This is a genomic window from Shewanella sp. 10N.286.45.A1 (assembly GCF_041470405.1).
Classification (GTDB): domain Bacteria; phylum Pseudomonadota; class Gammaproteobacteria; order Enterobacterales; family Shewanellaceae; genus Shewanella.
Window position 1 is genome coordinate 13,373 of record NZ_JBFRMK010000211.1, and the last position, 14,504, is coordinate 27,876.

General features: G+C 43.6%; 12 protein-coding genes and 1 pseudogene. 3 read left to right on the forward strand and 10 right to left on the reverse strand.

Annotated elements, in window-relative coordinates; all coding sequences use genetic code 11:
- Nucleotides 1-25: 25 nt before the first annotated feature.
- From AB4238_RS15565 to yqfB, 4 genes are all read right to left on the reverse strand, one after another.
- Nucleotides 26-3,136 carry an efflux RND transporter permease subunit gene (locus AB4238_RS15565; RefSeq protein WP_372034251.1) on the reverse strand — a complete coding sequence of 1,037 codons (3,111 nt, stop codon included), beginning with the start codon at nt 3,134-3,136 and terminating at the stop codon, nt 26-28.
- On the reverse strand, nt 3,133-4,473 hold the full coding sequence (locus AB4238_RS15570; RefSeq protein ID WP_372034252.1) for an efflux RND transporter periplasmic adaptor subunit: 1,341 nt from the start codon (nt 4,471-4,473) through the stop codon (nt 3,133-3,135). Before AB4238_RS15570 ends, AB4238_RS15565 begins: the two co-directional genes overlap by 4 nt.
- A complete protein-coding gene (locus AB4238_RS15575) occupies nt 4,473-5,090 on the reverse strand; it encodes a TetR/AcrR family transcriptional regulator (protein ID WP_372034253.1) in 618 nt (205 codons plus the stop codon). Before AB4238_RS15575 ends, AB4238_RS15570 begins: the two co-directional genes overlap by 1 nt.
- 119 nt (nt 5,091-5,209) lie before the next feature.
- Entirely contained in the window at nt 5,210-5,515 is a 306-nt protein-coding gene (gene yqfB / locus AB4238_RS15580; protein WP_372034254.1) for a N(4)-acetylcytidine aminohydrolase, read from the reverse strand.
- A gap of 285 nt (nt 5,516-5,800) precedes the next feature.
- Between yqfB and AB4238_RS15585 the strand changes: the two genes are divergently transcribed.
- Nucleotides 5,801-6,016, forward strand: coding sequence for a DUF2986 domain-containing protein (locus tag AB4238_RS15585; protein ID WP_248975305.1), 216 nt, complete (start codon nt 5,801-5,803; stop codon nt 6,014-6,016).
- 20 nt (nt 6,017-6,036) lie between these two features.
- Here the strand turns inward: AB4238_RS15585 and AB4238_RS15590 are convergent, their stop codons facing one another.
- Nucleotides 6,037-7,569, reverse strand: coding sequence for an MATE family efflux transporter (locus AB4238_RS15590; protein WP_372034255.1), 1,533 nt, complete (start codon nt 7,567-7,569; stop codon nt 6,037-6,039).
- Nucleotides 7,570-7,670: 101 nt separating this feature from the next.
- Nucleotides 7,671-8,504, reverse strand: coding sequence for an ion transporter (locus AB4238_RS15595; RefSeq protein WP_372034256.1), 834 nt, complete (start codon nt 8,502-8,504; stop codon nt 7,671-7,673).
- A gap of 212 nt (nt 8,505-8,716) precedes the next feature.
- Between AB4238_RS15595 and AB4238_RS15600 the strand changes: the two genes are divergently transcribed.
- Together AB4238_RS15600 and AB4238_RS15605 are read left to right on the forward strand one after the other, a co-directional pair.
- Complete coding sequence (locus tag AB4238_RS15600) at nt 8,717-9,220, forward strand: murein L,D-transpeptidase family protein (protein ID WP_372034257.1); 504 nt, start codon at nt 8,717-8,719, stop codon at nt 9,218-9,220.
- Between the two features lie 92 nt (nt 9,221-9,312).
- Nucleotides 9,313-9,870, forward strand: coding sequence for a VOC family protein (locus AB4238_RS15605; protein WP_372034258.1), 558 nt, complete (start codon nt 9,313-9,315; stop codon nt 9,868-9,870).
- A gap of 29 nt (nt 9,871-9,899) precedes the next feature.
- On the opposite strand, the gene AB4238_RS15610 is transcribed toward AB4238_RS15605, so the two are convergent.
- The 4 genes and pseudogenes from AB4238_RS15610 to AB4238_RS15625 form a co-directional block, all read right to left on the reverse strand.
- A complete protein-coding gene (locus tag AB4238_RS15610) occupies nt 9,900-10,307 on the reverse strand; it encodes a GNAT family N-acetyltransferase (RefSeq protein WP_372034259.1) in 408 nt (135 codons plus the stop codon).
- Between the two features lie 163 nt (nt 10,308-10,470).
- Nucleotides 10,471-11,763 carry a DUF4785 domain-containing protein gene (locus tag AB4238_RS15615; RefSeq protein ID WP_372034260.1) on the reverse strand — a complete coding sequence of 431 codons (1,293 nt, stop codon included), beginning with the start codon at nt 11,761-11,763 and terminating at the stop codon, nt 10,471-10,473.
- A 9-nt stretch (nt 11,764-11,772) separates the two neighbouring features.
- Nucleotides 11,773-12,626, reverse strand: a pseudogene (locus AB4238_RS15620) (hypothetical protein).
- Between the two features lie 395 nt (nt 12,627-13,021).
- Nucleotides 13,022-13,939, reverse strand: a complete 918-nt coding sequence (locus tag AB4238_RS15625) for a M14 family metallocarboxypeptidase (protein WP_372034261.1) — start codon at nt 13,937-13,939, stop codon at nt 13,022-13,024.
- Between the last annotated feature and the right edge of the window lie 565 nt (nt 13,940-14,504).

Consider the following 14,504-nt stretch of genomic DNA (forward strand, 5'->3'; position numbering starts at 1 on the left):
CAATCGAAGCCCTTTTTCATTCCAATTAAGCAGGTAGCCCACTCTCTTTAGCACCAAAACTTACCTTACCAAAATCCTCTAAAATAGCGTAACAAGCTGGCACCATAAATAGCACTAACGCGGTTGAGGCAAAGATACCAAATACCATAGATATCACCAGTGGTTGTAGCACCTGCGCTTGTATACTGGTTTCGAGCAACAGCGGTAACATACCCGCCGCAGTGGTCAAAGAGGTAATAAAGACCGCTCTAAAGCGCTCTTTACTGGCGCTCACTACCGCTTGATGAACAGTCTGCCCCTCATCCACATGAAAGCGAATATATTGCACCAATAGTATTGAGTCATTAACCACTACCCCAGACAGCGCGATAAAACCCATTATCGATGGCATACTCATCGAGAACCCAAGCAATAAGTGCCCCCAGAACACGCCAATTAGCCCCAGAGGGATCACCGCCATCACTATGAGTGGTTCTAAGTAGCTCTTAAACTGCAAGCTCAAAATAGCGAACACGCCTAACAGCCCCAAAATAAAGCCTGACACCATTGAGCTTTGAGTCGTTGCATTCTCTTTCACCTCACCTTCAAAGCTGACTCTAACTCCTGGATAACGCTTTATTAGATCGGGTAGTAACTCCTCTTTAAATGCAGTATTAATCTCACCAGCATTGGCTAAGTGAGTATCGACTTCACCAGTGATGGTGACAAAACGCATACCATCAAGCCGTGAGATTTTGACGTAATTACGCTGCCAAGCAAAATCAGCCACTGCAGATAATGGTACTTGATCACCTGAAGCGCCCAAGGTTATTGGGAAGTTAGCCAAATTCTCAAGCTTAGCCGCATCACTTTTATCAAGTTGCACGTCAATCTGAATACTCTCAGGGCCTACTTGAATGTAATCTGCCGTTTGGTGGAAATAAGCACCGCGTAATTGGCTCGCCAACATCATACCGTTAACGCCATAGGCTTCTGCGCCAGGTTTTAAGGTCATCAAAATCTCAGACTTGCCTGGTCGCATACTGTCCATCACGCCAGACACACCGTTAAAGCCACTGATATACTGCTGAACATCAATCGATGCCGCCTTCAATTGGTGCAGGTCGTCACCGCGTAAGCGGATATCTATCGCCCTGCCAGCCGGTCCCATAGAGGGCTGCTTGTACACAATCGCAATAGGGTCAACCAGTTCACCAACCGTTTCCTCCCATTCACGGATAAAAGTATTAAGCAGTGTTTGCCGTATTTCAGCACTCAGAAGATCAACTTTTACCGTAGCAACATGAGCGCCTGTCTCATTGGCATCGGCATTAAAATTAAACCGCTCAGTGATATGTTGGATCAACTGCTCACCATCTTCATCTTTGCTGTATTTATCATTGAGTAACTTAGCAGCACTAACGATTTTTTCAACAACATGCTCTGTTTGGGATAAAGTCGAACCAGGAGGTAATATTACCCGCGCTTCAACCACATCTCCATCGAGTTCAGGAAAGCCAATAAACTTAACCACGCCACCAGCGGCAAGAGAGACAGATAGCAGCAATAGGCTGATAACAGCTCCCATAAAGGCGTAACGCCATGCAATCACCCACTCGACTGCTGCAACAAGATTGACCGTTCTAAAATGTTCAAAGCGGCGATTAAATTCTGCTTTGAAACGACTGGTTTTTCGCTCTTTGCCTTGAGCTGCATGAGCTAAGTGATTAGGTAATATCAAAAAGGCTTCAACCAAACTCACGGTTAGGATCAACAGCAAAGTTTGCGGCACCACCCTAAGTACTTTCCCCATATCGCCTTCCATAAAGGCGATACTTGAGAAGATAAACACTGTCGTTAAAAAGGACGATACGACGCCTGGCAACACCCGTTTGACGCCTTGGATCACCGCTTCTGTTTTATCTAAACCGCGCTCGATGTGCGATGCTATTGACTCTGCAATAACAATCGCATCATCCATCATGATGCCGATAGCCATCAAAAATGCCACTAATGTCATGATATTAATGGTTAAGCCAACTTGAGCCATAAAAAACAAGCTACCCATGAATGCAACAGGTAAGCCCATAGCAACCCAAAAAGAGTAACGAAAACTAAAGAACAGCCACATACAAAGAAATACGAGTAACACCCCTTGCCAACCATTCTTTATCAGCATGGTGAGTCGATCCCACAACAGTGAACTCATATCATTAGAGGTGCTAATGCTCACCCCATCTGGCGTACGCAGTTTTTCTGCATCTAAAAACCCAATCACTTCCTCTTTGAGACGCAAAGAGTCTTGAGATTTATTTTTAAACACCGTCAATATCGCCGCGGGTTCACCATCAAAACGAACATGGTCTTCGTCGAGTTCGAACCTATCAGTCAACTTAGCCACATCACGCAGGCGCACCACGCCACCTTCAGCATTGGAGCGGATAACGATATTGGCGAGCTTGTCAGCTTCGACTTCTCGTTGATCGAATCTAATTAGGATATTCTTGCTGGCAGTTTCCAAGGTACCACTAGGTAACTGCACATTTTGCTGCTCAATCTGAGTGGCAACATCAGCCACACTCATGCCTAAACGTTTGAGTGCATCAAGCGAGATCTCTACCAACAATTGATGTTGAGAAAAGCCTGCAATCTCAACCTGACGAATACTGGTATCAAGCTTTAAGCGTCGTTTAAAATCTTCCGCATAGGCTTTAAGTTCTGGTTTGCTGGTTGCTGCAGAGAGTGCGATATCGATGATCGGTTCATTAAAATCCAGCTCCTCAACAATAGGAGGTTCTATTTCAGCAGGAAAATCTTTAATCGCAGAGATTTTAGTCTGTACGTCGACAAGGTTTCGTCCCAGATCCGCTTTATCATCAAGCTTGAGGGTCATCTGTGCCACGCCCTCAAGCGCATCACATTTGGTTTCGATAATACTGCCTAAGCTATCAACAGCATCTTCCATACGCAGACAAAGGTTCTCTTCAACATCTTGCGGTGACGCGCCAGGCAATACCACCCGAGCGCTAATATAGCTTGGTGAGAATTCAGGAAAGGTTTCCCGCTTAAGCTCAGGTAACGCTTTGATACCCAATATGATCAACGCCAACATCAATAGATTCGTTGCTGTAGGGTGACGAACAAAAAAGGCGATCACTGTGTTAGCCCCTTATTGTCAGCACTGGCATCTACGCTATCAATTTGACTCCGTAAAGCCATGCCCGTGACCGCAGGGATAATATCGGTCAGTACCAACTGCATATTGTCATGAAGTTCGCCCTGCACTGCAGCTTGCCCCTCTTGGCGAAACAGCACCTGTACCTTGATGAGCTGCAAGCTATTGTCGCTGTCCATCAGGTACAACTGATCGCCATGAAGTGCACGCTCTGGCACCATCCAGTAATCTTTAGCATTCCCCTTAATGCGGGCACTGACAAACATGCCGTTAACTAAAGGCGGTGCCTGACCAATTTTAAGTTCTCGATATTGCTGTTCGACCTGCAGTACCACGCTCACTGTCGCCAGAGTTGGATCAACGGTTTCACCGATACGGCTTATTTTAGCTGGCCACTTAAACACATATGCAGCACTTTTAAGAGTGACTTCGGCGGTTAAACCGAGTGCTTCTGCGTTGGGCAGTTGCTTGTCAAAAATAGCTGGCTTATCAACGGTTTTCATTAAGGTCATCAGATCAGCTAAAGATAGCTGTGCTTCCACTTCCATGATCTCAGTGCCGTTAATTCTTGCTAGCACTTGCTGTGGTGCCACCACTTGATTATTTTCTACGTTGACTTCAGATACCCGTCCTTCAAATGGTTGGCGGATCTCAGTTTTATCGAGTTGGCTTTGTGCTTCCTCTTCCCTTGAAACAGCTTGTAATAGCTGGGCCTGCAATACATCAGTCTCGTTCGGCATTAGATTGAGACTGTTATTGAGATCTTGGATCTTCTGTTTCTGTGCCAATACATTTTGCCGTTCACCATCAAGCTCTGACTGGGAAATGAGATTTTTCTTTCGTAGCGTCTCTTTGCGCTTTAGATCAGACTTAACCAATTCATAGCGGTTAGTTTCAATATCGAGTGATAACTTAAGGTTTTCTAGCTGCAGTGCTTTACCTTGCAGTTGCCCTTCCAACGCTTTTCTATCAGCCTGTGCTTGGGCGAGACGAATTTGATAGTCAAGTGGATCAATCGATAATAGCAGCGTGCCTTCCGGTAGCATTTTTCCGACGGCTAAATCTGGGTGTTTGTAAATAATTTTACCGCCCACTTCAGGGAGTAATTGCCATTGAACTTTTGGCGCAACACGGCCAAACGCATCAACCTGGGCGATTACCGAGCTTTGATTAAGTGGCACAACGTCCACCAGCTTACTCTGCTCAGACATCTCTTCTAGCGGCGGATGCCCCTTAAATGATATCACTGCAAATAAAGTGACTACGCCCACTGCCATTGCCGGAAAAAAATACCAACGCTTACCTTTAATCATATCCATCAGTCTTGCTCTCCAAATAACCCTTGCTCTAGCAGTTTTATGTTGTGTTGCGTCAATTTTGTGTAAAAGTCACTGTCGAGTTTAAAGCTATGTAACTCAGCCATTGGTGCAGGAATGATGTAAGGAAACACCATCAAGCTCATCATAGACATTTTGACTAACATGGGGTCGGTGCCGGTACATTTTTCGAGTAACGGTTTAGGCATCGGGATCAAGTTAGCCAAAGGGGTAAAGAGTTTAAATACCACCGCTTTAACTTCCATCGAACCTTCAGAGTTCATCAATCTAAACAAAAAGCGTGGAAACTCGGGAGTGGCACTCATCGTTTGATGAAAATCATTGATGATGTCTGCCATTATCGATTTGGTATCGGCTGTGCGAACTAGCTTACTGCGCTCAATCACCGGCTTTAAATGCTCAATCATCATGGCCTCAAACAGGCCTAACTTGTTACCAAAATAGTAACGGATCATTGCCATATTTACGCCTGCTTCGTCGGCAATTTGGCGGATACTAACCTTGTCGTAATTCGAGGAGAGAAAACATACTCGAGCAGCGCAAAGTAGCGCCTCTCTAACTTGAGTTGCTGTTTCTGTTTGATTTGCTGGTTCTGTCATTACATCAGACTTAGTGTTATTCACTTGAATAACACTAAGTCTACTTGCTCAACACAGCTTTTGCATGGTTTATCGTTATTCGAAAACCATGCTTTCGAATAGCTGTGAAAGCATCACTGCTACAGCAGTTTGAAATTGATTTGATAAAGTTGCTCTATTTCAGGATAAATCTCTCTGATTAGGGTTTTGAGTTCTACAAGCGTCATATTCTCCTGCTCGGCATGAAGCTGATTAAGCTCGTCAAACTTAACCCAAGCCACCGACAATATTTCAAGCTGACCATAACAGTGGCTCGTTTCCAAATTAGCCACATGCACTATTTGCCCGGCCTTAAAATAAGACTCGCTCTGATCTCGCAAAGTAATGGTCTTTTTGCCTGCTAGAATGTCTGCTTCAAATCGTTGAAAAAAGGTGATGGTTTGCATACTGCCCTCAGGCTAATAGGTAAAAGAGGAGCCTAACAATAAATCAGCCTCTAGGTTAACTTTAATCTACAACTAGCGAGTTAGATCACGATTCTTTGAAGCTGTTGAATCGAGCATAAGGGTAGAGTGTATTAGGTAATTGCAATTAGGTGAAAGCTCATCGAATTGAAATCAAATGAGTACGGTGGCATCACGAGGCGCTTTAGGGTAAAATCCGCTTCCGATTTCAAGCTCAGCGCCTATTGCGCTAAACTTATCTTAGATTGACGTTATCGTAGAGAACCCATGAACAGAAAACAGAAAATGATCAAATTGTCGGCTAAGCGTGCTAAAGCTCGTCTTAATAAGCATACTCCGCCTACGATCAAAAAATACGTATCTAAGGCTGAGCGTGCGGAGCAACAAGCAAAGCTTGCCGCTGAAGAGTTAGCTAAACAGAATGAAGCAGCAACTGAAGTTGATGCGCAAGCGAGTGACACAGACAGTGCACCCGCTAGCTAATTAGCCATATTTTGTTGGGCTTATTTGGTTGACGACTCTTCGCCTTTTACACCGATAAGCTCAGCAATTTCATTACTAGCTTCACAATCTTGCTCTTCAGTCACCATCGCCATATTGGCACACGATGATGACATCGGGTTTTGGCTACTCAAGCTAAGCTCTTCATCAAACTCACTCGCGGCTTCAGTTTCTGTCGCTGGTACAGCTTGTACAGTACTCTCGATTACAAACTGACCTCTTACCTTTTCCACTAAGCGATAAGCCACTACTACGCCTAATACTCCAAAGATGATAGACCCTATAGCTTGGCCAATAAGTACCCCGTAAACCCCACCCCATTGCGCGCCAAAATACACAAAAGGGATAGTACCAACGGTGGCTTTTCCGACATTAAACAGTGTCGAATATTTAGCTTTTCCTAAGTTATTGAATGAGGCATTTGCAACAAATAATACGCCAGAGAAAATGAAAAACACTGCAATATAGCTACAGAAGAACAGGATAAGCTCTGCAGCATCGCCCTGCATATCAAACACACTCACAATCTGATTGCGGGTTAGAAATAGCAAAATCGAGACCACCAACACATAAACACTACAAAATTGTATCGCCCGGGTAAGTGACTCTTTTACTCGACCAAACTCCTGAGCACCATAGTTCTGCCCCACAATGGGACCCACTGCGCCAGATAACGCGAATATCATACCAAAAGAGACAGGAATTAAGCGGCCTAGCACCGCCCAACCAGCAACATAACTATCGCCAAAATCAGCAATAGCACGTGTTACAACGGCGTTTCCAATTGGGGTGGCGACATTGGTTAACATCGCAGGGCCAGCGATTGCAAAAATAGGGCTTAGATCGGCAATGAAATGATCTAAGTTAAAACGGCCAAACAGTTTGTGCTTAACAATGACTCCTCTGGCAGCCACCACAAATACTGCTAGACGTGCCAATACTGAAGCGACTGCCGCCCCTTCAATCCCCATGGCAAACATAAAGATAAATATAGGGTCAAAAACCGCATTAACACCGCCACCAATCAATGTTGATACCATTGACAGCTTGGCATCACCCACCGCTCGTAATGCGCTACCTAGCGCCATTGCCAAACAAATAAGGGGTAATGAAGGGACTAAAATATACAGATAACCAGCCGCTAACTCTGCGGTTTTGCCTGTAGCCCCCACCAGCGATAACAACTCAGGTATAAACAAAAATATAATAACCGCGACCACAATACTGATCAGTAATGTCACCACAGCGCTATTAAGTAGTAATCGCTTGGCTTTTTCTACCTCTTTAGCACCAATGGAGCGTGATACCAATGCACCAAGCGCTATCGATAAACCAATACCAATCGAGGTCGTAAAAAAAGAGATAGTGCCGGCATAACCGACAGCAGCGGCAAGCTCTTGTTCACCTAATAAACTGAGGAAAAAGATATCTAGCAGGTCAACTACAAATAGCGCTGAGATCCCTACAGCAGCTGTTGAACTCATCACCAAGATATGGCGCAGTATCGATCCTTGTACAAACTTGGCAACAGCCATAAAACCTCGTAATCCATTTGACTAACTAAGCTGCATATTAAATGCATGTGCAACATTATAAAGACGGAGAGTACATACTTATTATGTCATTCAAACCAGCACTAAATATCGGTTTCCAACTCACTGCCACATTTATCGCAGTACAACGCATTGGTTTCGTGACCTACTTTTAAGCAATTACTACAACGGCGTAAATCTTTGTGTTTGCCAATCTCTTGTGAGATCTCAGCAGTTAAAATGCCTGTGGGAATAGCGATAATCGAATAGCCAAGCAACATAGTAAATGCGGCAATAGCTTGGCCTAAATTTGTTCCAGGGGTGATATCACCATAACCTACAGTCGTAATCGTCACTATCGTCCAGTAGATAGACTTAGGGATTGATGAGAAACCATTATTAGGCCCTTCAACAACATACATAATAGAGCTTAACACCACGACGATTAAACTGACTGAAAAGAAAAAGATAAATACTTTTCGGCTCGATTGCATCATCGCTCGAAGCAACAGATTCCCTTCGCTTAAATAACGTAACAACTTGAAGACTCTAAAGATTCTAAATAGCCTTAATACCCTGATAACCATAGTAAAATTGGCGCCAGGGAAAACTAAAGCCAAATATGTAGGCAGCACTGAAAGCAGATCGACCACCCCATAAAAACTCTTAGCATATTCCAGCGGTTTCGCTGAGCAATATAAGCGCAGTAGGTATTCCACAGTAAATATAATGGTGAAGCACCACTCTAATACAACGATGATTTCACCGTACTGCTGATGAATATGAGCAACAGTATCTAAAAAGACCAACATGACGCTTAGAATAATGCAAACGATTAAACTGATATCGAAGAAGCGACCTGCAGGAGTGTCTGTTCCAAAGATTATTCGGCGAAGTTTAAGTTTAAATAAGCTTTCCGAGTCGGTTTCTGTTGCCATCTATAGCGCCGTTCCTTGCTGTGAAGCCGCTTGATAATTCATCTGACATAAGCTGAATTATCAAGGTATTAAATTAGGTGATATGAATAGTGTGACACGCAAACAAGCAGAGCTCAAAAATAATCTTAAGCTTGTACGTCAACAATCACCAGATTTTGAGGTAACATAGGCCTAATTTCTACATGCTAAGGGCATTAGGCTCAGGGTTGTAAATGCGGGTTTTCTTCTCAACAATTGTTTCATTACTTCTAGTATTAAGCGTTTTCCAAACGAACTTAGCTCATGCCAGTGGTAAAGCTGATTTGGTTGTCGTCACCAAATCAGAATCAAGTTTGTCGCTGCTACGCGAAGGCAAAGTGTTAAAGTCTTACCGCATTGCCATGGGTGATAACCCGGTTGGCCATAAACTCACAGAAGGCGATCAACGCACTCCTGAAGGACGTTACTTACTGGACTATAAAAAGTCAGACAGTGCTTATTACCGTTCTATTCACATCTCTTATCCTAATGATGAAGATCGCTTACGCGCCAATGCACTTGGCATAGAGCCCGGTGGTCAAATCATGATCCATGGTGAAAACCCTAATTCCAGCCTGAGTCCAATAGAGGCTCAGCAGTACAATTGGACTGACGGCTGTATAGCCGTAACCAATGCAGAGATGGATGAGCTTTGGCGCGCGATTGATGAAGGCACCCCAATCGAGATCTGGCCATAACGCTCCACACCTCTTGAAATAAAAACTTTAAATAAAAACTTTAAATATAAAAGTAGGCCCGTTTAAAAGCGGGCTCCAGCAGAGAAAAATTAATGACTTATGAGCAACTAACCAGCAGTTGGCCAGCCTTTAGCCAATCTATTATTCAGTTTATGAGCGAGCTTGGATTGGATAAACTGGCACTGGAATGCGACCACACAGCGCTACGAGTCAATAGCACCCAAGCTGCGCAGCAGTTACAACTTGAGTTCGCAGAGCATGGCACAATTATCTCAAACAACATGATCAACGGCCGTCCGATTTTAATTGTTGAGCTAAACCAGCCTTTGCGACTTGGTGATATGACTATCGAATGTGTCGAACTGCCCTTTCCAGGTGAGAAGCGCTATCCGGTAGAAGGTTGGGAACATATTGAGTTGGTTTTAAAATCTGATGCTACAGAGTGTGAAACTCTCAGCGAAGATCTGTTAGCAGCACTACCAAGTCTCAAGCCGGTACTGGCAGGTAAGAGCGAAGTAAAGGTGAAAATGAGTTCACCAAAAGGAGATAAAGAGCGCTTAGCTAATCCAACCATAGCCTTTAAAAAAGACGGTTTATGTATCAAGGTTCACTCCCACGGCATAAAAGCGGTAATCGCGTCTGAAAGTTAGATTAGACTGACCTCAGGTAAAATTAGCGGTTATTTAATAATGTACATACCTTCGCTTGCTGGTCGGCTTAACTTAAAACCAAACTTTGTATATAGCGCTGGAACATCTGCCATCAAGGTGATGTAAGCACCTTTAAAAGCCGTTTTATCAAGGTAATCCATAATGCTTTGCATAATAAGCCGACCAAAGCCCTGCCCTTGATAGACAGGATCGACTGCCACATCAACAATATCAAAGTTTAACGCTCCATCACCCACGACGCGCCCCATAGCAATGGTTTGCTCTGCAATACAGATTTGTACGCCATAAAGGCTATTGGGTAATGCCTGCTTAGCAGCCGCTAATGGCCGAGGTGTCAAGCCGCTGATGATGCGAAGACGAACGAAATCTTCAGCACTAGGCACCTGCTCAATAAGGGTATAACTGCGTTCTATCATTGAAGTACTCTTATTCATATATATATGTTATTAAAGATCTAGTTGTACAAATTTAATTATGGAAATAGTCATTTCCAGCCTAGATTATCATAAGAGTTTCGCTATTGTTGGCAAAGTAAAAAGCGCGCCTAGTTAGGCACGCTTATTTTTGAACCTTAATCGACTATAGACTCAAGGTTAATGCTTGTTGCTGATAACTTAACCTCGCCATCTGCCCTTGATCAAGCAGCTCTAGTCCCTTGAGTTTAAAGGGGGCTTTAAGGCCAGAGCTTTCAATGGTATCGGTATCAAAATTCAGAGATATTGTCGATGACTCAGGCGTTAGCCAAGCTGCTGATTGACTAGTCAAAATGAGTATGTCATTGCCCGCTGAGTCTGTGCCTGTTAATGCTGCATTAACACCAAAGCGACCCTCTTGTTGTAGCTCAACGGCAAAAGTTAGCTGTGACGGCAATCCATCATGCCACTGACTGTCAACGTGATTGCTTAATTTCCCACTCGGGACATACTGCTTAACTGCCGTTTTGACCGTTCTATAAAGCGCTTGACCATTCACTTGAGTTTGCACATTAACCTGGATCTCACTCAAGCCTGCATTGCTCGAAGGCATGTTAGATACAGACGGCAACGTTGCCTGCCACTGGCCATTCACCTGCTCTACCGCTAAAGACTGAATATTACCGTCGGCGTGCTTTAAACTGGCTTGTGGCTGCAACGCGGTTTGACTATTACTGAGCTGCAAAGTAAAAAGCACGTTTGGCTTATCACTAGAGATACGATTGTTAGTCGACAGCTTTAGCTTGTAAGGTGAGCCTTTCTCTTTAACATTTACCAGGTATTGGCCATTTTTAGGCAGGGATTGCGCCACTGTAAGCTTATAGGTTCCGGCAGTTGCGCTACTCGATAATGTCAACGCACTTGAGTTGTCATCAAGGCCTGCCGTTGCAAGCGCATCAGCATCTGTTAACGATTGTATGTAAGACGCTGTGCTATCTGTTTTATCACCCACCTTTTGTAATCGAAGTTGCTGAGGTGATATCGATTGGCTTTGCATCATAGCGCCTGAACGATTATCAGCTCTTGGCGCAATCCGGATAATACTGGAAGGTTGGCTTATCGCAAGCTTAACGCCTTTGTTAAGTTCAGCACCTGAGACTGTCATCCAAAACTCATCACTTTCACTATTTGAATTTGCTTGTGGTATTACTAAGGCTTGTTGGCTGGGTGTTGAATTAACAAAACTAATCGGATCTTTACTGTTGTTAATCGCATCCAAAGAAGGTGCTTGAATATTAGCAACAGTAATATCGCCAGCTTGAACTGCTGCCAATGAAAACTGTTTATTGATAACTTGTATACTCTGCTCTAACTGTGGATTTTGTTGCTCTTCACTTTGACAGCCAGTAAAGATAAATCCAGCGGTGATAGCCACCAAAGTCGTTGTTAATCTGTTCATTAGTGGCTCCTAGATATGATCGCGAATGATACGATGAAGGTTAAAGCAAGCACGTCGGCTTTGCTGATGACTGAGTGGTTCTCGCCCAGCGGTGCGCTGTTTATCAGTAAACCAAACAGTTCCCGCAGCGCTTTGCGAGCTGCACTCTAAGAAACCATCCGAGCAATCATCTAGCCAGTTTTGTGTGGTTTCTAAGGCAACTTGATACTGATAACCCGCGCAGTAACTATCACCATCCCAAATAGCCGAATCAACATCAGAGCCAACAACCACTTCAAAAGGACTTCTAAGCACAGGTCGACCCGTAGTCCCGTGTAGCCAAGTGTTATTATAATGCTGCATCCAGCTCACTTGCTGTTGTTTAACAGCATTGCTGCCATACCCAAGTAACCAACCCAGTGAAGTTTCAAAAACATTCCCTTGATTCACTGCATCCGCTAAAGGCGTACCGCCACTAGAGGGAGCTAAGGCAACCACTCGATTAGTGACATTAATAATGTTTGGATAACGGCTATCCCAAGTTGGATTAGATAAAATCCAGCGCACGACATTGCCACCGTTTGAGTGATCATAGTTAGTGAGTCTATCTGCTTGTCACTAATGAAGCTTGATAATTGCTGGGCTAGGCAGCCCGCTGCAGTTTGTTCCCACATGTATTGGTCGAAGTCACAATTGATCACGACGTAATTATCAGGTTCGGTAATTCCTTGCCTAACAGTATCAACAAACTCTGAACTCCAATAATCATTAAGCGCATCAGTCTGATGGCCTGTTCCATGTATAAAAGCGACCCCTGTTGCACTGTGTACAAAGGGGCTTATTGCGACCAACACCAGCAAGGTGAATTGTTTTAAGATCTTCATTTCTTTATCTCTATTGTTATTGTTTGAATGTTCTTTATGAGGTCAGAGAACTGAGCTCTTTCGCCAACCTAACGATTAGAAAATAAGCGTTCAAGACAAATTTTAGGTACGGAAGTACCAGTTAAATGAATGATTTAATGATGATTGTTTAAAACAAAATCAGCACAATACAACCCATGCTTTAGTAAGCGCTTAATTAACGGGCTCATTGTTTGAATTGGAGTTGGAATTTTTTACAGATTATTTTGAGCGGGGATACAATTACCAGTAGTTTCTGTTAAAAAACCGACCTAAAGCACAAGAATTGAATCATGAAAGCTTAAGTTACAGCATAAAATAATACTGCTATCGCCTCTAATTAACACTAGAGGCGATATTCTACTTAGTGGGATAAGTTACAAAGTCTGTAGGTAATCCAAGCCGCCAGTTATTGCTGCTACTTGAGCAATAATGCAGTTTTCATCATCCACTAACGGGCTATCTGGGTAAACTTCTGTGGTAGTTACGTATTTAGCACCACTCAGCCCAGCACATAAGTCTAATGCCTTTGTGGCATAATTTATCACTCCAAACTGTGCGAGTTCAACGCCAATGAGCTTACCGCTTTCATCAGCAGGCGCAATATGAGTGACTTGCTCAACTTCAGTAATGATGGCTTTTTGGAATGCCATTTGTGGGTTAATGGTGTCCCCCACCAGATAGAAGCCATCTGGGATATTCCAATTATCATGCACGCTTGCATCGCGAGCAGCGAGTGCTGGTCTAAATTCACTATTATCAGTATCAGTGGTTTCGTGTAGATCAATATGAGCAAAAATCTGCTCATTAATCGGTGCAAGGTAAGCCAATAGTGCCGCTGACTCTTCGGCTGGGCTATCTGCATAAAAAGAACGATTAGGGTCAATCGCACTTGGATTCCAGCGATTTATAGTCTCATATCCCCATGGACTCACGCAGGGAATAAGCACTATATTAAAATGCTCTGCATAGGCTTGCGCTTTGGTTTCCATAAAGCGAATTGCACCTTGCACGCCGCTGGTCTCGTAACCATGAACCCCGCCCGTTACCAAAATAATTGGTTTATCAGCCTGCCAGTGATTACTCTTTACTGCGTACAACGGATACTTCGCCGCATCAACAGACAAAGCGCCATACTGCTCTAGCGTGAACTTTTCACCCAAAGCCAACACTTTTGTTAATACTTGCTCCTTGTAAGAGCGTTTAACAGACTGTAAAGCAAGCCAAGCAGACTTATCGGTGTCGTTCCATTTCTGGCCAGGTGTACCTATTGGATAGTGTTCAACAGCGTTCATCGATTTTCCTTTTTAAGCTAGGCTATACACAAATTATTATTGGGGTTAGACAGTGTATTGAGACTTGGTAGAGAGCATCGAATCATAAACATCGCAGCCTTTGAATTCAATCTCCCATTGATGAAATCACTTTTATTTAAAGGATGATGAAAAAGTGCGCTTCAACGCTACAATCCTTGGGTAGGACTTATGCCTTCACAAGTGATAAAAGGCACTAACTTATTTCTGGTCAGAATAATACCAATTCCATTAAGGATATGCTCAGTTCAAAGCTTTCAATTCAAGGCGCATTGAGCAAGAAATGGTTATTCCCTTTTGAGACAATGCAACGTAGCAGTCAAAGTCCTCAGACGCTCATAAAGTGCGGCTGATATTTAAGGCATGGGGAAATCACTTTATATAGCGCATGTGGCATTCGATATACGACTAAATGGGCTATTTTTTTCCATACAAAATAAGACATTCCGGCCTCCTTTGGCAGTCAGATTTAGGAGGTACGAGACCAAGGATGGTCGAAGGTTGAATAATGCAAGAGCAATTATCAAAAGCGGAGCAGGATGCCAGA

Coding starts and splice junctions, on each gene's coding strand:
- AB4238_RS15585 (WP_248975305.1), top strand. CDS start 5,801: ATGAACAGAAAACAGAAAATGATCAAATTGTCGGCTAAGCGTGCTAAA.
- AB4238_RS15615 (WP_372034260.1), bottom strand. CDS start 11,763: ATGAACAGATTAACAACGACTTTGGTGGCTATCACCGCTGGATTTATC.
- AB4238_RS15605 (WP_372034258.1), top strand. CDS start 9,313: ATGACTTATGAGCAACTAACCAGCAGTTGGCCAGCCTTTAGCCAATCT.
- yqfB (WP_372034254.1), bottom strand. CDS start 5,515: ATGCAAACCATCACCTTTTTTCAACGATTTGAAGCAGACATTCTAGCA.
- AB4238_RS15595 (WP_372034256.1), bottom strand. CDS start 8,504: ATGGCAACAGAAACCGACTCGGAAAGCTTATTTAAACTTAAACTTCGC.
- AB4238_RS15600 (WP_372034257.1), top strand. CDS start 8,717: ATGCGGGTTTTCTTCTCAACAATTGTTTCATTACTTCTAGTATTAAGC.
- AB4238_RS15625 (WP_372034261.1), bottom strand. CDS start 13,939: ATGAACGCTGTTGAACACTATCCAATAGGTACACCTGGCCAGAAATGG.
- AB4238_RS15610 (WP_372034259.1), bottom strand. CDS start 10,307: ATGATAGAACGCAGTTATACCCTTATTGAGCAGGTGCCTAGTGCTGAA.
- AB4238_RS15570 (WP_372034252.1), bottom strand. CDS start 4,473: ATGGATATGATTAAAGGTAAGCGTTGGTATTTTTTTCCGGCAATGGCA.
- AB4238_RS15590 (WP_372034255.1), bottom strand. CDS start 7,569: ATGGCTGTTGCCAAGTTTGTACAAGGATCGATACTGCGCCATATCTTG.
- AB4238_RS15575 (WP_372034253.1), bottom strand. CDS start 5,090: ATGACAGAACCAGCAAATCAAACAGAAACAGCAACTCAAGTTAGAGAG.